Here is a 17,985-nt window from a genome sequence, read left to right on the forward strand (position 1 = left end):
GCCTGCCACGGTCGCGGCGGGCTCGGCGGCCTTCCGTGTGCGGCGCGGCTTGGCCTCGGCGTTCCCTTCGGCCGCCACGTCTTCGTCGTCGGCGGCGAAGCCCCCGGCCACCGGTGTCGACACGGGTGAGGGGCGCAGGGGCTCGGCAACGGGCCGAGTCCGGGTCCCCCGGTGCCCGGCGAAGCCGGCCTGCCCGACGTGCGGTCGGCGGCGGTCAGCCCTCCGCGGGTACCACCCGCCTCACCTTGCCGTCGGTGTCGGCCTCGAGGTAGCCGGAGCCGTAGGTGCCCGACAGGTAGACGGCCATGCCGGCCGGGTCGCCGAACGTGGTGTCGGGCTGCCTCACGAGCAGGTAGCGCGACTGCGGATCCTCGACGTTCAGCTTCTTCTCCGCCTGCGCGAAGAGCGCCGGGACCCGGTCCCAGTCGAAGTCGTCGAGACTGACGGGCTGGGTTCCGCCGGTCAGGGTGCCGGAGATGATGTCCTTCGTCACGCCCTGGCCGGGACGGTAGGTGTAGGAGTCGTAGCGCGTCCTGCTGCCGTTGACCATCATCCGGGCGCTGGCGAAGTCGGGGTAGACGGTGAAGTCGCCGAACATGGTCCGGCCGGTGGCCTTCTTGAGCGCCTTGACGGCGCTCCGGATTCCGTCGGGGGTGAGCAGGCCGTCGCCCTGGTTGTCCGGTGCCCCGTCGGCGGCGGGTGCGGCGGTGGTGGTGGGCGAGGCGGTCGTGTCCGACGCGGTCCCGCCCGACGCTGAGGCCGTGGCGGACGCGCCGGCCGAGGCGCCGGCCTTGGCGTCGCCGGAGTCCCCGCCCAGCGGGACCAGCCACCAGACCAGTGCCACGGTGCCCGCGAGGGAGGCGCCCAGCGTGCTCAGCAGGACGGCCCGGCCGGAGCCGCGCCGTCCGTCCGTCCGCATGGGCGCCGTCGCTTTCTGCGGCGGGACCGTGGCCGCGGGCCCGAACGGGGCGGGCGGCGGACCGAAGCCCGCGGAGGCCGACGCGTGCGCGGGCGCGGTGGGCCGCCCGGCGCCGAGCGGGCCGGACGGCGGGTGCGGGGGGTAGGAGGTGGGCTGGCCGAGCGGCGGTGCTCCTGCGGGGACACCCGGCCGGGGGGCTCCCGTTTCCGCCGCCGCCAGCATCCGGTCCAGGGTGGCGGCGTCCGGCCGTGCCGACGGATCCCGCACGAGCACGCTCGTGAGCACGTCCTGCAGGGCGCCCGCCCGCACCGGCGGCGGCACGTCCTCGTGCAGGACCGCGGCGAGCGTGGCGATGGTGGTGCCGCGGCGCAGCGGGTGGTGTCCCTCCACGGCCGTGTACAGCATCATGGCCAGCGACCACAGGTCGGACGCGGCCCCGCCCTCCTGCCCGGTGATGCGTTCCGGCGCCATGAAGTCCGGGGTGCCGATGATGGACCCGGTCGCGGTGAGCGAGGTGTTCTCACGGATCGCCGCGATGCCGAAGTCGGTGAGCACGGGACGGCCGTCGGGGCGCAGCAGGACGTTGGCGGGCTTGACGTCCCGGTGCTGGATACCGGCGTCGTGCGCGGCGGTCAGCGCGGCCAGCACGCCCCGGCCGATCCGGGCCGCCTCCTCGGGCGGCATCGGTCCCCGGGCCAGCCGGTCGGCCAGTGAGCCGCCGGTGACGAGTTCCATCACGATCCACGGATAGGTGCCGTCGCCGCCGTCGACGATGTGGTGGATCGTCACGACGTTCGGATGGTCGATCCTGGCCAGTGCCCGTGCCTCGCGCAGGACCCGCTCGCGCAGCATGCGCGCGGCCTCGGGGTCGTACTCGGCGAGGTCCTGGTCGGGCGGACGGACCTCCTTGATCGCCACCTGCCGGTGCAGCACCAGGTCCCTGGCCCGCCAGACCATCCCCATCCCGCCGCCACCGAGGCGGGCCTCCAGTTCGAAGCGCCCGTCGACGACCCGCCGCTCGGTGCCTCTGTCTGCCTCACTCATGCGCGGGAGCTTAGTTGTCGTGACCGACACAGCCAGAACATAGTAGCCATGGCTATAGTCGCCATGTAATCTAATGGCATGAGCAAGGGTTCGCCGGGTTCCACACCCGGTTTCCTGGTGTGGCGGCTCGCCAACAAGTGGCGCGTCGCGGTCGATCGCGCGGTGGCTCCGCTGGGCCTCACCCACGCGCAGTACTCGGTGGTCGCCTCGCTGTACGGCATGCAGCGCACGGGTGAGCGGCCCAGCCAGCGCCGACTCGCCGACCACACCGGCCTGGAGGCGCTGTACGTCTCGAAGCTGGCGCGGGCCCTGGAGACGGCGGGTCTGATCGAGCGCACCCGCGATCCCCGCGACCCGCGCGCCGTGCAGCTCGCCCTCACCGAGCAGGGCCGGGCCGTCACGCGGCAGGCCATCGAGGCGGTCCAGGGACTGCACCAGCGACTGCTGGAGCCGCTCGGCGGCCCCGACGCCGCGCGCACCCGCACGTTCACCGATGAACTGACGACCCTGCTCGACGTGCCTCTCGCACCCTCCGCACCGAACGACGAGCGAACCCAGGGGGCAACACCATGACCGCCACCGCCACCGCCACCGCCACCGCACCCGCACCCGTCGCCGAGGCCCGCACCCTCGGCCTGGCCCACTACGCCGCCCGCGGCGTCCTGGAGTGCGTCCTGACCCGGCACGGCATCACCTTCCAGCAGCAGGTCACCCTGCGCGCCGCCGTCACCGCCGACGCCCCGCGGACGCGGGACGACCTCGTCACCCAGGTTCGGGCCTCCCTCAAGGCCGACCCCGCCGACATCCGCGTCACCGTGGACGAACTGCTGTCCAGGGGCCTGCTGGTCGAGGACGGCGCCCACCTCCGCCCCACGGACGCGGGACGCGAACTGCTCTCCGCCGTCGGCGCGGAGACCGCCCCCGTCACCGCCCGCATCTGGGGCGGCATACCCGCCGACGACCTGGCCGCCGCCGGCCGCGTCCTCGCCCTGGTCACCGAGCGAGCCGACGCGGAACTCGCGGCGCTGACCGCCTGACCCCACCGGTGAGGACCGCCGCACGCCAGGGTGGGATCGCGCCGGGCGTGCGGCGCGCCGCCACGTCTGTTCCGGAGGACCGCGGCGCCGTCCGCGCCGTCTCCTGTGGCGCGCCGGTGCGGTGGGGGCGGTCCGGCGCACGGGGGACAGGGCTGCCGGCGCGGCATCGGTCGCGGTGTTCCGTACCCTGACGGCATGCGCATGCGCCCCACATTGAGCTGGACCCCTGCCGAGGACCTGCCGCCGGGCACCACGGACCTGGGGCCGGTCGCCGACGCGCTCGGCGCCGGCGGTGTTCTGGTACTCAGCGGGGCGGGCATCTCCACGGAATCGGGCATCCCCGACTACCGGGGCGAGGGCGGGAGCCTGAGCCGGCACACCCCGATGACCTACCAGGAGTTCACCGGCAGCGCCCGCGCCCGACGCCGGTACTGGGCGCGCAGCCATCTCGGCCGGCGCACCTTCGGCCGTGCCCGTCCCAACGCGGGGCACCGGGCGACGGCCGCGTTCGGCCGGCACGGGCTGCTCTCGGGCGTGATCACCCAGAACGTCGACGGACTCCACCAGGCTGCGGGCAGCGAGGACGTCGTGGAACTGCACGGAAGCCTGGACCGCGTCGTCTGCCTCTCCTGCGGCGCCCGCAGTCCCCGCGCCGAACTCGCCCGGCGGCTGGAGGAGGTCAATCCGGGGTTCGATCCGGTGGCGGCCGGGATCAACCCGGACGGCGACGCCGACCTCACCGACGAACAGGTCGGAGACTTCCGGGTGGTGCCCTGCACGGTGTGCGGCGGCGTCCTCAAGCCGGACGTGGTGTTCTTCGGTGAGGCCGTTCCGCCGGGGCGGGTCGAGCACTGCCGCGCGCTGGTCCGCGAAGCGGCCTCCCTGCTGGTACTGGGCTCCTCGCTGACGGTGATGTCGGGACTGCGGTTCGTCCGTCAGGCGGCCGAGGCGGGCAAACCGGTGCTGATCGTCAACCGGGACGTGACCCGGGGCGACCGGCACGCCGTCACCCGCGTCGCACTCCCGCTGGGGGCGGCCCTCACCGCCGTGGCGGGCCGGCTGGGCATCCCCGTCGACGGCGAGACGGCGCCCCGGGCCTGAGCCGCATCGGGACGCCGTCCGCCGTCACCGTCCGCCGTCACCGTCCGCCATGGACGGCGAGTTCACGTCGAAGGCGGTGGCCACGCGCTCGACCCCGTCCCTCGTCAGGCCTTCGGCCCGGCGTCCGGCGACCAGGTCCGTGTACGGGCGCCTGTCTCGGCGTATTCGACGCGGTCGACCGCGTGCGCGACCGACAGGTCCGAGCGGGCCACGACGCCGTGCTTGCTCCACAGCACCGCCTGAGCCTCCCGCAGCCCGGGAGTCGAGGGGCGGCGTGGTGCGGTGGGCGGGGATGTGGCTGAGGTGGGGTCAGGTGCGGGGCTGGGCGTGCACCAGGGCCTGGAACGGGATGGCGCGGCGCGCCATCCGGTCCTGGTGGATGGCCAGGTGGGAGGTGAACTCGCTGGTGAGGCCGACGAACCGGTGGCGCGGTGAGGTGTGCGGGGTGGCCGACCGTCCGTCCCGGTGGACGCGCACCGCCCGATGCCGGCCGGCGGATCCTGGGCGAGCCGCCGCAGTCGGCGCCCGGAACCGGTCACCGGCAGCGTCCGTCCGGCCAATGCCGGCGCGGGCAGGGGCAGTTCGCTGTCCTTGGAGTCGGGGAAGCGCTCGGACAGGTCCAGTTCCCAGCCGACGCACACCGCGATGGTGCCGACGGCGGCCTCACCGGCGTCGATGCCGCTGATCCGGCTGCCGCCCGCGCCCATGTCGGCGAGCAGGTCGTCGAGGTCCGGGAGGGGCTTCGTGATCGGCATGGTGCGGCGCTCCTTCGGAGGCGTGGGCGGAGACCTGGGTGCAGGCCCTGGTGGAGGCGGCCACGCTGGGGACCTGCCTTGTGACACGCTTCGTTCCCGGGGGTGCGACAGGTGCGCGGTCGCACGCCGGGCCAGGGTCGAACGGCCCCGCCTCCGCGGTACGCGGCAACCGTGCTGATGGCCGGCGGGAGCCGATGCCGGTGCGGGAGCCGGGGGTCAGGAGCCGGCGGCGGACGCGTGGCGGGCCAGTTCGGTGGCCAGGCGCCGCATGACCGTGCGGTTGGCGCGTCGCATCGTGGCCCGGACGACGGGCGCCAGCAGACGGTCGCCGAGCGGGGCGAGAACCCAGGCGTACGTGAACGAGACCCTGCTGCCGCCGGTCTCGAGCGGCTCGATGGTGTACGTGCCGTTGGCCAGCCGCCGGCCGGCCGCGCTGACGTTCCGTTCGACGATGCGCCGTGGTGCGTCGGCCGCGACGACCTCGATGGCGATGTCGGTCCTCAGACCTCCCAGGGCGGCGGTGACCGTGGCGCACGATCCGACGCCGCGCCCGGGGCCGCTGTAGCGCCAGTTGGACAGATAGTGGTTCGTGAACCGCTCGTGGTGAGCCATGACATCGAGGAAGTCGTAGACCTGCTCGGGCGTCTGCGGAACGTCGATCGACACGGTGACAGACTTCATGTACCACACGGTACACAGTCCATGTACCACTTGGTACGCTCGCGACGTGGCGAACATGGACGGCCCGCGGCCCGAGGACGAAACCCCCGACGCCGGTGCCGACGCCGACGCAGGCGTCGGCGCTGCCGCCACGGACGGCGATCGGCGGGCCCGGATCGTGGACGCGGCCGTCGCCCACGTCGCGGCGCACGGCATGGCCGACCTGAGCCTGCGCCGTCTCGGCGCCGCGATCGGCGTCAGCCATCGCATGCTGATCCACTACTTCGGCACCAAGGAACAGCTCCTCGTCGAGATCGTCCGGGCGTCGGAGCGGCATCAGCGCGAGCTGCTGTCCCGGCTCCGCTCGCAGCCCGGCCTCCCGCCCGCCGACGCCGCGCGACTTCTCTGGCGGCAGTTGACGGACCCTCGACTGGCCAATCAGGAACGGCTCTTCTTCGAGCTCCTCGGGCGTGCGCTGCGGGGCCGCCCCGAGGCCGCCCCGGTCCTGGACGGGCTTGTCGCGGACTGGCTGGAGCCGCTAGTCGCCGCCGAGGTCGCCGCCGGCGCGGACCCCGTCGCGGCCCGCAACCGCGCGCGGCTGGGCCTCGCCACCGTCCGCGGACTGCTGCTCGACCTGCTCGCCACCGGCGACCGTGCAGGCGTCGACGCGGCGATGGAGGAATTCCTCCGGCTGTACTACGGCGCGGAGTGACGGGCCGGCCGCAGCGCCGCGCGTCGCGCTGACCCCTGCCGTCTCGCTCGGCGGGCCGCGGTCCTGCCCCGCCTGCCAGCCGCGGCCCGCCCGGCAGACCGCTGCTCCGCCGCTGCTTGCCACCCGGCTCGGCGCCCGGCCAGGGCTGGACAGCTTTACGTAATGCACCTTGCCGGGGAAGGCTCGGCCCTGTCGTCACGGGGACGGGTGGATGTCTCCCGCGAAGACGATGATCTGGTCGATGAGGCTGCGCCGCAGGTGAACGACATCGGTTCCCGCCAGCCGCGGGCCCCCGTCCGGTGTGGTGAAGACCCATTGGTACCGAGCCCACTCGTCGGGCATGTCGACCCCGGAGCAGCGGACCATCGTGCCCACTCCGGCCGGGTGGCGCCGGATGTCCAGCACGAACCGCTCGACTGCCTCGATTCCCTCCCTTCGCCCCAGTGGCCCCCAGAAGACCACGTCAGAGGTCAGTGCCTGGGAGAGCAGAGACGTGACATAGGCGTCCTGGGAAGCGTTGAAGGCCGAGATGAAGGTGTCGATCGCCGACTGAGCGGTTTCTGCCTGCATGCGCCAGTCATACCAGCCCCGCCGCGGAACCAGGCCCTCCGCGTCTCCCCCGCGGGAGGACCCTCGGCCTCCGCGCGGCGGTCACAGCGTGGTGCCCGTCTCCTCGGCCAGGGTCCGCAGCAGGAGGTCCTGGAACGCCTCGTCGTGGACGGCGCGGTGCGGCTGCTGCCGCTGCCGGTGGTACCAGTACCCGCCGCTGGTCAGCGCGGCGGGGTCGTCGCTCGACACGAGCCACTCCTGCGTCCGGTGGCCCAGCTCCAGATCGTCCGGTGCGCTCGGCCCGCCCATCTTCGTCGGCACCCACCCGGGATCCACGGCGTTGCTCAGCACCCCGGGACGCAGCCGGGCCACCGCGGCCGCGAGCGTCGTGACGAACAGCTTGCTGTCGGCGTACGAGCCCGCGCTCCGGCCGAGCCAGTCGACGCCGACGAGCGAGGTCCGCCCGCCGAAACGGGAGCCGCTGCTCAGATACACCAGCCGGCGCGGCCCGCGCAGCAGGGCCGTGAGCAGGTACGGCGCGACGATGTTCACCGGCATGACCGCGGGTCCGCTCCACACACCGGCATTGTGGATCACCGCGTCCAGCGGCCCGGCGTCATTCAGTTCGGCCGCGACGCGCCGTACGGCGGCGCGCTCCGTGAAGTCGCCCACGACGATGCGCGCCCCGCGGCCGACGAGTCCCCCGAGGCTCGCCGCTCGCTCCTGGTCGCGGGCGTGCACCACGACGTCATGGCCCGCGGACAGCAGCGTGTCCGCCGCGGCACGTCCCAGACCGTCCGCGGAGCCGGTCACCAGGATCCCGCTCATGAGCGCACCGCCTTCCGCACGTCAGAGGCCGGCAGGGCCGCCGTGGGGCGGCGTTCGGGCCGCCAGGTGGCCACCAGCGCGGCCGCCAGCAGCAGTTCGGCGATGTCCCCGCCGTAGTACATGATCTCGGCGCCTTGCCGCACCTGGTCGACGGGGGCGTGGATGTCGACGAAGAACCCGCCGTACACGGCCTGGGAGATCAAGGCGTGCGCGGCGATCGCCACGCCCAGGCAGACCAGGCGGGCACGGACGCCGGGCCGGGCGGGTGCGGGATCGGGACCGGCGATGGCGTGGGCGAACAGGCAACCGGAGGCGAGGAAGTGGGCGTTCATCAACCGGTGCCCGGCGGGGTGGGCCATGGCGGTGTCGTACAGCGGCGTGAAGTACAGCAGACCGAGGGTGCCGGTGCTCAGCGCCAGTGCCACCGCCGGGTGGGCCGCCAGCCGCGCGGGACGGCTGTGCAGCACCGCCGTCACCCGGCGCGCCCGGCGCGGCGGCAGCGTGCGCAGCAGGAGGGTGACCGGGGCGGCCAGCACGAGGGCCGGCGGCGCGTACATGCCGATGAGCATGTGCTGGGCCATGTGCGCGCGGAAGTCGGAGTGCGCGGCGGGTGCCATCGGAGGCAGCAGCGCGACGGCGAGCAGCGCCAGCCCGGTCAGGAAGGACGCCGACCGCCGGGTGCTCCAGCCCCGGGCGGGGTTGCGGCGCCGGGCCCGGCGGACGGCGAGCAGGTAGCCGCCGGCCGCGGCGAGCAGGACCAGCGCGGTCGGCACCGCCCCCGGCAGGCCGGTGCCGCTCCCGCCGTGGTGGTGCGTGTCCATCAGGCCCGGCCTCCGGTCCGCCCGGCGCCGCGGGGGGCTTCGGGGTCGAAGGGCCGGCCACTGCGCCGGAGCAGGTGGCCGCCGACCAGGAGCAGGCCGCCGAGAACGAGGAAGGCCGCGTCCCACCACGCCTGGCGGGAGCCGGGGTGGACGTGGTGGATGCCCAGGGCCTGGTGGTCCAGCAGTCCCTCGGCCAGGTTGAACAGGCCCCAGCCGGCCAGGATCCAGCCCCACAGGACCCGTGAGGCCCACACCGCCCGCCGGTCGTGGGTGACCCGGGAGTAGAGCACGGCCAGGCCCACCAGGACGGCGATCCAGCAGACCGCGTGGAAGATGCCGTCCCACACGGTGTTCATCTCCAGACCGGAGACCGATTCCGGGTCGTAGTACTTCACTCCGATGTGGTCGTGGTCGGTGCTGGAGAGCATGTGGTGCCATCGCAGGATCTGGTGCAGCAGGATGCCGTCGACGAACCCGCCGAGGCCCACTCCGAGGACGATGCCGGGCAGTCGCAGGCTGCCCGGCACCGCCGTGTGCGCCCCGGTTGTGCCCGTGGTGGTGGCCATCACCGGTTCTCCGTCCTGTCGGCCGTGCGCGTCCTGCCTTCCGGACACGGTTTCCCGCCCGCTCCGCCTTCGTCACCGACGCGCGCGGTACTTCCGTCGTTCCGCCCAGGCGCCGCCCGCCGCACCGCGGCAGCCGGCGCGTGACCGGCATCCCGCGGTTCCTCCGGCAGGCCGGCAGGCCGGCAGGCCGACAGGCGTCGGCGCAGGTGTGGCCGGAGCGCGGGAAGGGGTTTACCGGCCGGTGCCGGAGGCACCCCGGGGGCCGCACTGTTCCCACCGTTCGCTCAGGAGAAGTCCATGACCGAAGTGGCCGACTACGTACTGCAACGCCTGACCGAGTGGGGTGTCGAGCGCGTGTACGGATATCCGGGCGACGGCATCAACCCACTGCTGGGTGCCTTCGACCGGGCCAAGGGGGAGCCGGAGTTCATCCAGGTCAGGCACGAGGAGATGGCCGCGTTCATGGCGTGCGCGCACGCCAAGTTCACCGGCGAGGTGGGCTGCTGCACCGCCACCTCGGGCCCCGGCGCGATCCACCTGCTCAACGGCCTGTACGACGCCAAGCTCGATCACCAGCCGGTGGTCGCCGTGCTGGGGCAGCAGAAGCGGCTCAGTCTGGGCGCGCACTACCAGCAGGAGGTGGATCTGGAGCGGCTGTTCGCGGACGTGTCCGAGTTCTGCCAGATGATCGTGCACCCGGCGCAGGCACGGCACGTCATCGACCGGGCGTTCAAGACCGCGCTCACCACCCGCGGCGTCGCGACGATCATCATCCCGGAGGACGTGCAGGAGGAGGACGCCCAGCCCTCGCCGCCGAAGAAGCACGGCTCGGTGTTCTCCAGCGTGGGCTGGAGCCGCCCGCGGGTGCTGCCGGACCCCGAGGAGGTGCGCAGGGCCGCGGACATCCTCAACGCGGGCGACAGGGTGGCCATGCTCGTCGGGCAGGGCGCCGCGGGCGCCGAGGCAGAAGTCATCGAGGTGGCCGAACTGCTCGGCGCCGGCGTCGCCAAGGCCCTGCTCGGCCGCGAGGTACTGCCCGACGACCTGCCGTTCGTCACCGGTCCCATCGGCCTGCTCGGCAGCAAGCCGAGCGACGACATGATGCGGGGCTGCGACACCCTGCTGATGGTCGGCAGCAGCTTCCCGTACTCGGAGTGGCTGCCCGACGAAGGCCAGGCGCGCGGCGTCGAGATCGACATCGACGGGCGCATGATCGGCATCCGCTACCCGATGGAGGCGCATCTCGTCGCGGACGCCAAGGAGGCCCTGAAGGCTCTCATCCCCCTGCTGCGGCGCAAGGCGGACCGCTCGTGGCGGGAGAAGATCGAAAAGGGCGTCCGTGAGTGGGACGACCTGTGCGAGCGGTGGGCCGCCCAGCACTTCGGCCACACCATCAATCCCCAGGCCGTCGCCTCCGAGCTGTCGTCCAGGCTGCCGGACGGCGCGATCCTGACCGCGGACTCGGGCTCGGGCACCAACTGGTGGGCCCGCAACGTCAAGATGCGCCAGGGCATGCGTGCCTCGCTCTCCGGCACCCTCGCCACCATGGGCCCGGGCACGCCGTACGCCATCGCCGCGCGGTTCGCCTACCCGGACCGCCCCGTCATCGCGTTCGTGGGCGACGGCGCGTTCCAGATGAACGGCATGAACGAGATGATCACCGTCAAGCGGTACCTCGACCGCCTCGCCGGGCCTCCGCCACTGGTCTTCTGCGTGTTCAACAACCATGACCTCAACCAGGTCACCTGGGAGCAGCGGGCCATGGCCGGGGACCCGAAGTACCCCGGATCGCAGACCATCCCCGACATCCCGTACGCGGCCTACGCCCAGCTGATCGGACTCAAGGGCATCGTGTGCGACGACCCCAAGAAGATCGGTGCCGCCTGGGACGAGGCCCTGGCGTCCGCGGTGCCTGTCGTGCTCGAGTTCAAGGTCGATCCGGAGATCGCGCCGATCCCGCCGCACATCATGACCGAGCAGGGCAAGAAGACCGCCAAGGCGGTGCTGCACGACCCGGAGAAGGCCGGGATCACCGCCAAGGGCGTACGGCAGAAGATCACCCAGTACGCCGAGCACCTGCCGGGCCGGGGGCGCTGACGAACGGGAGCCGCGTCACGTCCCGCCAGGCGCAGGCGCAGGAGCGGCGCCTGGCGGCACGTGACGCGGGCACGCGTGTGACGCGGGCACGCGGCACGTGACGCGGGCGCTCAAGAGCCGGAAACGTGGTCGCCGCGTTCGTCACGGCTCGGTCGACGCCCCGCCGAGGCGCACCGCGCACTCCAGCAGCAGGGCGTGCACGAAGGCCTGGGGCAGGTTGCCCCGCAGCTGGCGCTGACGTACGTCGTACTCCTCCGCGAACAGCCCCGGCGGCCCGCAGGCCGCCCGGGTGCGTTCGAACCAGCGGACGGCGCCGACCGGGTCGCCGAGCCGGTGGGCGGCCAGCGCCATGTGGAACCCGCACAGCAGGAAGGCGCCCTCGGCCTCGCCGAGCGGTTCCCCGGGATGGCCGAAGCGGTACAGGTATCCGTCCTCGGCCAGCCGGTCCTCGATCCGGTCGCGGGTGCGCGCGGCGCTCGGGTCGCCGGCGTCCGCGCATCCCCGCGCCAGCGGCACGAGCAGCGCCGCCTCGGGCCCGTCGTCGTCCGCGGCCCGCCGCCAGTACCCGTCCGGGTGCAGGCAGCGTCGGCGGGTCTCGGCCAGGACGGTGTCGGCGATCCCGGCGCAGCGCCGGCCCGCCCCGCCGGGCAGGACGTCGGCGATCCGGCGCAGTCCGCACACCACGCTGAGCCGCGAATGCGTCCAGAACCGGTTCTCCAGCTCCCACAGTCCGGCGTCGGGTTCCGGCCAGCGGCGTTCCACGGCGTCGACGGCGATCCGCGCCGCGGCCTCCGCGTCCGCGGTGAGCCGGTCGTGGCGCGCGGCGGCCGCGAACAGCTGCAACGCCTCGCCGAAGGTGTCGAGCTGGAACTGCGTGGTAGCCCGGTTGCCGATCCGGTCGCTGCCGCCCGGGTAGCCGGGCAGCGACAGCGCGCGTTCCTCGGGCATCGGCTCCCCGGAGACGGTGTAGGCGGGCCGCACCCGGTCGCCGTCGGCGAGGAGGCGGTCGGCGGTGAACCGTACGGCGCGGTCGAGGAGTTCGTGCGGCCCGTGCGCGGCGACCGCGAGGCCCGCGTAGCACTGGTCCCGCAGCCAGGCGTAGCGGTAGTCGTAGTTGCGCCCGGTGTTGGCCCGCTCCGGCAGGGAGGTGGTGGCGGCCGCGACCATGCCGCCGGCGGAACTGGTCAGCCCGTGCAGGACGGCGTACGCGTGCGCCGCGTCGCGCGGGGCGGCGAGGGCGGAGCAGTCCGGTACGGCGCGCCGCCACTCCCGCTCGGTGGTCCGCCACAGTTCCGCCGGGTCGAGGCGGTGCCGGCCGGGGCCGGTGGACAGCTCCAGCACGAGGTCGTGCTCCTGCCCCCGGCGCAGCCGGAACTCGCCGCGCAGTCCGGTGTCCGGATGCCACGACGCGCCAGGGGCACCGAGGAGCCGCAGCCGCAGCCCCCCGCCGGAGGCGGTCCACGCGTCCCCCTCCAGCCGGGGGTCCCGCATCCGGTGGGCGCCGAAGCCCGGACGCGGTTCCAGTTCCAGCCGCAGCAGTGCCTCGCCCCGTACGACCCGCATCCGGCGCAGCAGGACGAGACGGTCGGCCGAGGCCGGCATCGCCAGGGCGTCGCGGCACTCGATCACGGAGTCGGCGCTCACCCACCGGCTCACGTGGATGAGGGTGCCTTCCTCGTAGGCGCCGCCCCACACGTGCCAGCGGTCCGCGGGCCCCACCGTGAAGTGCCCGGCGCCGCCGATCAGTGCCGAGAACACCGCGTCACCGTGCCAGCGTGGCGCGCACAGCCACACGATCCTGCCCTGTGGATCCACCACCGCCCCGCGCTCGCCGTCGGCGATGACGGCGTACTCCCGCAGGACATGCGGCAGGCAGGCCCGGTGGGGCGCCGCCGGCCTGTGCGATCTGTCTTTCATGACACCTCACCCGGAGGGCTCTGCGGCGGGCGGTGCGACGGCGTCGTGCCGGTCGTCCGGCTGCCGACCGCCCCGGCGCCGTCGGTTCCGCGACCGGTCACCTTCTGCGGCTCCGGAGCTGTCTCCGCGGGCACCCGGCGGCGGGCGGGGGCCGCGCGGCCTGCCGGGGCGTGCGGCCTCGCCGGGGCGTGCGGCCTCGCCGGGCCGTGCGGAGTGCGGGGCCGCGGCGGCCAGCCGTGCCCCCGCCGTTCGCCGCACGGCCCCGACCCGGGTCCGGCGGTCGCCGCGGGAGCCCGCCTCCCCGCCCCTTCCCGGGCGGGCGCGCGGCGACACCGCGCGGAAGCCGGCGGATCGCCGCGCCGGGCGGTCCCGGCGGCCCGGCGCGACGCGTGTCCGACGGACACCGGTACGGCGCCCGGAGGCGGCCCGCCCGCCGCCCGGACGGTCCGGGCCCGGCTCCGTGCGGGCCGCGGGTCCGGCTGCCGCGCGTGCCGGCCCGGCGGGCCCGGCGGGACACGCGGGACGCGCCGACTCCGCCCCGCGGCCCGGGCGGCGGGGCGGGGACGCCCCCCCGGGCGGGCCGGCCGCTGCCCGGCCGCGGCGCCCGCTCGCCGTCCACGGTCGGCGGCTCGGCCGCCGACAGGGCCTCCCGCAGCCGTTCGAGACAGCGCCGCAGGATGCGCGAGACCTGCATCTGCGAGACACCGATGACGTCCGCGATCTGCTGCTGGGTCTGTTCCCGGTAGAAGCGCAGGTAGAGCACTCGGCGGTCCCGCTCCGGCAACCGCTTCACCAGGGCCGTCACCGCCAGGGTGTCGAGGACCCGGCCGAGGGCCGCGTCCTCCGCGCCGATCAGGCAGGCGAGCGGGGAGTCCTGGTCGTGCGCCGCCGGTTCGTCCAGGGAACGCGGACGGCACTCGTGCACCGCACGCAGCGCGGACAGCACGCGATGGGGCTCGAGCCCGGTGTGCTCGGCTATCTGCTCAGGGGTGGGCGGGCGGCCGCCGAGGCGCTGCTCGAGCTCCTCGACCGCCTGGAAGACCTGGCGGCTCGCCTCGTGCAGCGGGCGGGGCAGCCGTACGGCCGCGGTACGGTCGCGCAGGTGCCGCCGCAGCTCACCGGTCACCTTCGGCAGCGCGTACGACAGGAAGGCGTGCCCGAGCGCCGGGTCGTATCCGTCGACGGCCTTGACCAGCCCGAGCGAGGCGACCTGGACCAGGTCGTCGAGGTCCTCCCCGCGGTGCCGGTAGCGGCGCGCCACCCGGCGGGCCAGCGGGAGCAGCAGGACCAGGACCTGGTCCCGCAGGGCGGCGCGCCGGGGCCCCGGAGGCTGTTCCGCCAGCTCGCGCATCAGCACGTCGAACCGCTCGGAGGACGGTTCCGCCGCGGCGGTGGCGTCGCGGGGCCGGAGCGGGCCGGCGGCTGAGGAAGACATGGGACTCCGCGGAGGTCGGGCCGGCTGGCGGGCGACGGCGGTTGCCGTCGCGCACCGCCGCCCGGGAGGCGGCGGCGACCGGCGGTCTCAGGTGACGCTGCTGTTGTCGTGCCGGGGCGTGGCCGGCCGGGACCCTCGGGGAGCCGGGCTGTCCACCCGGTCCCTGCAAGTCACCCGTTACGCATGCCATGAAACACACCGTGATCCGGGGCCGCGAGGAGTCGGCCGCCAACGGGGTGACGGGGGGCGCCCGACCCGGGCCGGGACGGCGGTCCCGGCGCCGACACGGCGGGGCACGTCCCGGTCCAGCGGAGTGGCGGACCGCGCCGCACCGTTTACGCGTCCGGGCCGCGGGTCACCCACTGGTCACATCACAGCTGCGTCCGAGGCAGTACGTCATGACGCTGGTCGCCGACTTCGTGCTGCAGCGCCTGCGGGAGTGGGGCGTGCACAGGGTGTACGGCTATCCCGGCGACGGGATCAACGCGCTGCTCGGCGCCTTCGACCGGGCGCAGGGGGAGCCCGAGTTCATCCAGGCCCGGCACGAGGAGATGGCGGCCTTCATGGCCTGCGCCCACGCCAAGTTCACCGGCGAAGTCGGCTGCTGCGTCGCCACGTCGGGGCCCGGAGCGGTGCATCTGCTCAACGGCCTGTACGACGCCAAGCTGGACCATCAGCCCGTCGTCGCCGTGGTCGGCCAGCAGAAGCGGCTGTCGCTCGGCGCGCACTACCAGCAGGAGATCGCCCTTCAGCAACTGTTCGCGGACGTGTCCGAGTTCTGCCAGACCGTCTCGCACCCGGCGCAGGTCCGGCACGTCGTCGACCGGGCGTTCAAGACCGCGCTCACCACCCGCGGCGTCGCCACCGTCATCGTCCCCAGCGACGTGCAGGAGGAGGACGCCCAGCCCTCGCCGCCGAAGAAGCACGGGTCGGTGTTCTCCAGCGTCGGCTGGAGCCGCCCGATCCTGCTGCCCGACGAGGCGGAGCTGCGCAGGGCGGCCGGCGTCCTGAACGCCGGCCGCAAGGTCGCCATGATCATCGGCCAGGGGGCCGCCCACGCGCAGGAGGAGGTCGTCGAGGCGGCCGAACTGCTCGGCGCCGGCGTGGCGAAGGCGCTGCTGGGCCGGGAGGTGCTGCCCGACGACCTCCCGTTCGTCACCGGACCCATCGGGCTGCTCGGCAGCAAGGCCAGCGACGACATGATCCGCGGCTGCGACACCCTCTTCATGATCGGCAGCAGTTTCCCGTACTCGGAGTGGCTGCCCGACGAGGGCCAGGCCCACGGTGTGGAGATCGACATCGACGGGCGGATGATCGGGATCCGCTACCCGATGGACGCCCACCTCGTCGGGGACGCCAAGGAGACCCTCAGGGCCCTGCTGCCGCTGCTGCGCCGCAAGGAGGACCGCGGCTGGCGGAAGAAGATCGAGAAGGACGTCGCCGAGTGGAACACGATCTGCCGGAAACGGGCCGACCAGCACTTCGGCAAGACGATCAACCCGGAGGCGGTGGCCGCGGAACTCTCGCCCCGGCTGCCGGACGACGTCATCCTGACCGCCGACTCCGGTTCCGGCACCAACTGGTGGGCGCGCCACCTGAAACTGCGCCGGGGGATGCAGGCGTCGCTGTCGGGGACGCTGGCCACCATGGGGCCGGGCACCCCGTACGCCATCGCCGCCCGTTTCGCCTACCCCGACCGGCCGGTCATCGCCTTCATCGGGGACGGCGCCTTCCAGATGAACGGCATGAACGAGATGATCACCGTCAAGCGGTACCTGGACCGGCTGTCCGGCCCGGCGCCGTTCGTCTTCTGCGTCTTCAACAACCAGGACCTCAACCAGGTCACCTGGGAACAGCGCGCCATGGCCGGCGACCCCAAGTTCCCCGGCTCCCAGGCCATCCCGGACATCCCGTACGCCCGGTACGCCGAACTCATCGGCCTCAAGGGCGTGTACTGCGACAAGCCGAGGAAGATCGGCAAGGCGTGGGACGAGGCGCTGTCCAGTGACCGGCCGGTGGTGCTGGAGTTCAAGGTCGATCCGGAGATCGCGCCGATCCCGCCGCACATCATGACCACCCAGGCCAAGAAGGCCGCCAAGGCGGCCGTGCGGGACCCGGAGGGTGTGGGCATCGCGGCGAAGGGCGTACGCCAGAAGATCACCGAGGCGGTGGCGCACGTGCCGGGGCGGTCTTCGTGACCGGTGCGGCGTCCGCCGGAGCGGCGGGACTGGAGGAGTGCCGTATCGACGCGGTCGACGTGCACGCCTTCGAGGTGCCCACCGACGGCCCCGACGGCAGGGAACAGGACGGCACGCTGGAGTGGGAAGCCACGACCATGGTCCTGGTCCGGGTGCACGCCGCAGGCACCACCGGAATCGGCTACACCTACGGCGACGTGTCGGTCGCCTCCTTCGTGGTCTCGCAGCTCGCCCCGCTGATCGAGGCAGAGCACGTCACCGCGCCGCCGCTGCTGTGGCACCGCATGGGGACGGCGATCCGCAACGCGGGCCGGCCCGGTGTCGGGGCCATGGCCCGCTCGGCGGTCGACGTGGCGCTGTGGGACCTCAAGGCGAGACTGCTGGGCCTGCCGCTGATCCGGCTCCTGCCCGCCTACCACGACCGGGTGCCGGTCTACGGCAGCGGCGGATTCACCAACTACCCGCTCGACCGGCTCACCGAGCAGCTCGCCGGATGGGTCGGCCAGGGCATTCCCCGGGTGAAGCTCAAGACTTCGCGCGATCCGGGGCGTGACCCGAAGCGGCTGACGGCCGTCCGCAGGGCGATCGGCGACGAGCCGGAGATCCTCACGGACGCCAACGGCGCGCTCGAACGCAAGGAGGCGCTGTACTGGGCGCGCAGGTTCCACGACGAATGGGACGTGCGATGGCTGGAGGAGCCCGTCAGCTCGGCCGACCTGGAAGGGCTGCGCATGCTGCGCGACCGGGGCCCGGAGCGCCTGGAGATCGCGGCGGGCGAGTACGCCTTCACGACGCGGGACTTCGTCGGTCTCCTGGAGCCCCCCGCGGTGGACTGCCTGCAGGCCGACGTGACCCGCTGCGGAGGCGTCACGGCGGTGCTGGAGGTGGCCGGCCTGGCGGCGGCCCGCCACCTCGACCTGTCCGCCCACTGCGCCCCGGCGCTCTCCGCCCACGTCTTCTGCGCGGTACGCCGGCTGCGGCACCTGGAGTACTTCCACGACCACGTCCGCGTCGAGCGACTGCTGTTCGACGGCACCCTGGCGCCCGAGGGCGGCGCCCTGCGGCCCGACCCCGGACGGCCCGGCCTCGGACTGGAGGTCAAGTGGGCCGACGCGGAGCCCTACCGCGTGTACGGAGCGCGCCCCGCCTGACCCGGCCACGACGGGGAACCGGCCGACACCCGCCCGCGACAGGGCGGCCGGCCGGTCGCGCGGCCGTTCGAGCCGCCGCGCTGCCCGCCCACCGCGCTGCCCGCCCCGCGGCTGGACGCCGGTCTCCCTGACACCGGTCACCGGTCGCCGGTCGCCGGTCTGCCGGACACTGGTCGCCGGTCGCCGGTCGCCGGC

Annotated in this window: 16 protein-coding genes; 7 read left to right on the plus strand and 9 right to left on the minus strand. The window is 73.9% G+C overall.

The genetic code is table 11. The features are described from left to right. Positions 1–214 precede the first annotated feature (214 nt). Positions 215–1,963 carry a serine/threonine-protein kinase gene (locus tag VKA29_RS26220; RefSeq protein ID WP_324788449.1) on the minus strand — a complete coding sequence of 583 codons (1,749 nt, stop codon included), beginning with the start codon at positions 1,961–1,963 and terminating at the stop codon, positions 215–217. A gap of 78 nt (positions 1,964–2,041) precedes the next feature. Between VKA29_RS26220 and VKA29_RS26225 the strand changes: the two genes are divergently transcribed. The 3 genes from VKA29_RS26225 to VKA29_RS26235 all read left to right on the plus strand — a co-directional run bounded on the left by VKA29_RS26225 (position 2,042) and on the right by VKA29_RS26235 (position 4,101). Continuing rightward, the gene (locus VKA29_RS26225) at positions 2,042–2,536 is read left to right on the plus strand and encodes a MarR family winged helix-turn-helix transcriptional regulator (protein ID WP_324788450.1); all 495 of its coding nucleotides are present in this window, start codon (positions 2,042–2,044) and stop codon (positions 2,534–2,536) included. Beyond that, the gene (locus VKA29_RS26230; RefSeq protein ID WP_324788451.1) at positions 2,533–3,000 is read left to right on the plus strand and encodes a MarR family transcriptional regulator; all 468 of its coding nucleotides are present in this window, start codon (positions 2,533–2,535) and stop codon (positions 2,998–3,000) included. Before VKA29_RS26225 ends, VKA29_RS26230 begins: the two co-directional genes overlap by 4 nt. A 195-nt stretch (positions 3,001–3,195) precedes the next feature. Beyond that, complete coding sequence (locus tag VKA29_RS26235; RefSeq protein WP_324788452.1) at positions 3,196–4,101, plus strand: NAD-dependent protein deacetylase; 906 nt, start codon at positions 3,196–3,198, stop codon at positions 4,099–4,101. Between the two features lie 104 nt (positions 4,102–4,205). Here VKA29_RS26235 and VKA29_RS26240 read toward each other — a convergent pair whose 3' ends face one another. Together VKA29_RS26240 and VKA29_RS26245 are read right to left on the minus strand one after the other, a co-directional pair. Next, positions 4,206–4,856, minus strand: coding sequence for a hypothetical protein (locus tag VKA29_RS26240; RefSeq protein ID WP_324788453.1), 651 nt, complete (start codon positions 4,854–4,856; stop codon positions 4,206–4,208). A gap of 216 nt (positions 4,857–5,072) precedes the next feature. Beyond that, positions 5,073–5,537: an SRPBCC family protein gene (locus VKA29_RS26245; protein ID WP_324788454.1), complete on the minus strand. Its 465-nt coding sequence runs from the start codon at positions 5,535–5,537 to the stop codon at positions 5,073–5,075. A gap of 55 nt (positions 5,538–5,592) precedes the next feature. On the opposite strand from VKA29_RS26245, the gene VKA29_RS26250 reads away from it, so the two are divergent. Beyond that, positions 5,593–6,228, plus strand: coding sequence for a TetR/AcrR family transcriptional regulator (locus VKA29_RS26250; RefSeq protein WP_324788512.1), 636 nt, complete (start codon positions 5,593–5,595; stop codon positions 6,226–6,228). A gap of 195 nt (positions 6,229–6,423) precedes the next feature. Here VKA29_RS26250 and VKA29_RS26255 read toward each other — a convergent pair whose 3' ends face one another. From VKA29_RS26255 to VKA29_RS26270, 4 genes are all read right to left on the minus strand, one after another. Continuing rightward, positions 6,424–6,798, minus strand: coding sequence for a nuclear transport factor 2 family protein (locus tag VKA29_RS26255; RefSeq protein WP_324788455.1), 375 nt, complete (start codon positions 6,796–6,798; stop codon positions 6,424–6,426). 81 nt (positions 6,799–6,879) lie between these two features. Beyond that, positions 6,880–7,605 (minus strand): SDR family NAD(P)-dependent oxidoreductase, encoded by a 726-nt coding sequence (locus tag VKA29_RS26260; RefSeq protein ID WP_324788456.1) that lies wholly within the window; start codon positions 7,603–7,605, stop codon positions 6,880–6,882. Beyond that, positions 7,602–8,426, minus strand: coding sequence for a cytochrome c oxidase assembly protein (locus tag VKA29_RS26265; protein WP_324788457.1), 825 nt, complete (start codon positions 8,424–8,426; stop codon positions 7,602–7,604). The genes VKA29_RS26260 and VKA29_RS26265 overlap by 4 nt, the downstream gene beginning before the upstream one ends. Next, positions 8,426–8,992 carry a DUF2243 domain-containing protein gene (locus VKA29_RS26270; RefSeq protein ID WP_324788458.1) on the minus strand — a complete coding sequence of 189 codons (567 nt, stop codon included), beginning with the start codon at positions 8,990–8,992 and terminating at the stop codon, positions 8,426–8,428. The genes VKA29_RS26265 and VKA29_RS26270 overlap by 1 nt, the downstream gene beginning before the upstream one ends. A gap of 297 nt (positions 8,993–9,289) precedes the next feature. Here VKA29_RS26270 and VKA29_RS26275 point away from each other — a divergent pair, with 297 nt between their 5' ends. Then, the gene (locus VKA29_RS26275; protein ID WP_324788459.1) at positions 9,290–11,089 is read left to right on the plus strand and encodes a thiamine pyrophosphate-requiring protein; all 1,800 of its coding nucleotides are present in this window, start codon (positions 9,290–9,292) and stop codon (positions 11,087–11,089) included. A gap of 141 nt (positions 11,090–11,230) precedes the next feature. Here the strand turns inward: VKA29_RS26275 and VKA29_RS26280 are convergent, their stop codons facing one another. Both VKA29_RS26280 and VKA29_RS26285 read right to left on the minus strand, forming a co-directional pair. After that, the gene (locus VKA29_RS26280; RefSeq protein WP_324788460.1) at positions 11,231–13,006 is read right to left on the minus strand and encodes a glycoside hydrolase family 15 protein; all 1,776 of its coding nucleotides are present in this window, start codon (positions 13,004–13,006) and stop codon (positions 11,231–11,233) included. Between the two features lie 97 nt (positions 13,007–13,103). Beyond that, positions 13,104–14,441: a sigma-70 family RNA polymerase sigma factor gene (locus VKA29_RS26285; RefSeq protein WP_324788461.1), complete on the minus strand. Its 1,338-nt coding sequence runs from the start codon at positions 14,439–14,441 to the stop codon at positions 13,104–13,106. A 398-nt stretch (positions 14,442–14,839) separates the two neighbouring features. On the opposite strand from VKA29_RS26285, the gene VKA29_RS26290 reads away from it, so the two are divergent. Then, entirely contained in the window at positions 14,840–16,639 is a 1,800-nt protein-coding gene (locus VKA29_RS26290) for a thiamine pyrophosphate-requiring protein (RefSeq protein WP_324788462.1), read from the plus strand. Then, positions 16,636–17,790: an enolase C-terminal domain-like protein gene (locus tag VKA29_RS26295; RefSeq protein WP_324788463.1), complete on the plus strand. Its 1,155-nt coding sequence runs from the start codon at positions 16,636–16,638 to the stop codon at positions 17,788–17,790. Before VKA29_RS26290 ends, VKA29_RS26295 begins: the two co-directional genes overlap by 4 nt. Positions 17,791–17,985 lie beyond the last annotated feature (195 nt).

Source organism: Streptomyces sp. H51 (genome assembly GCF_035656535.1).
In the GTDB taxonomy this organism is placed as follows: domain Bacteria; phylum Actinomycetota; class Actinomycetes; order Streptomycetales; family Streptomycetaceae; genus Streptomyces.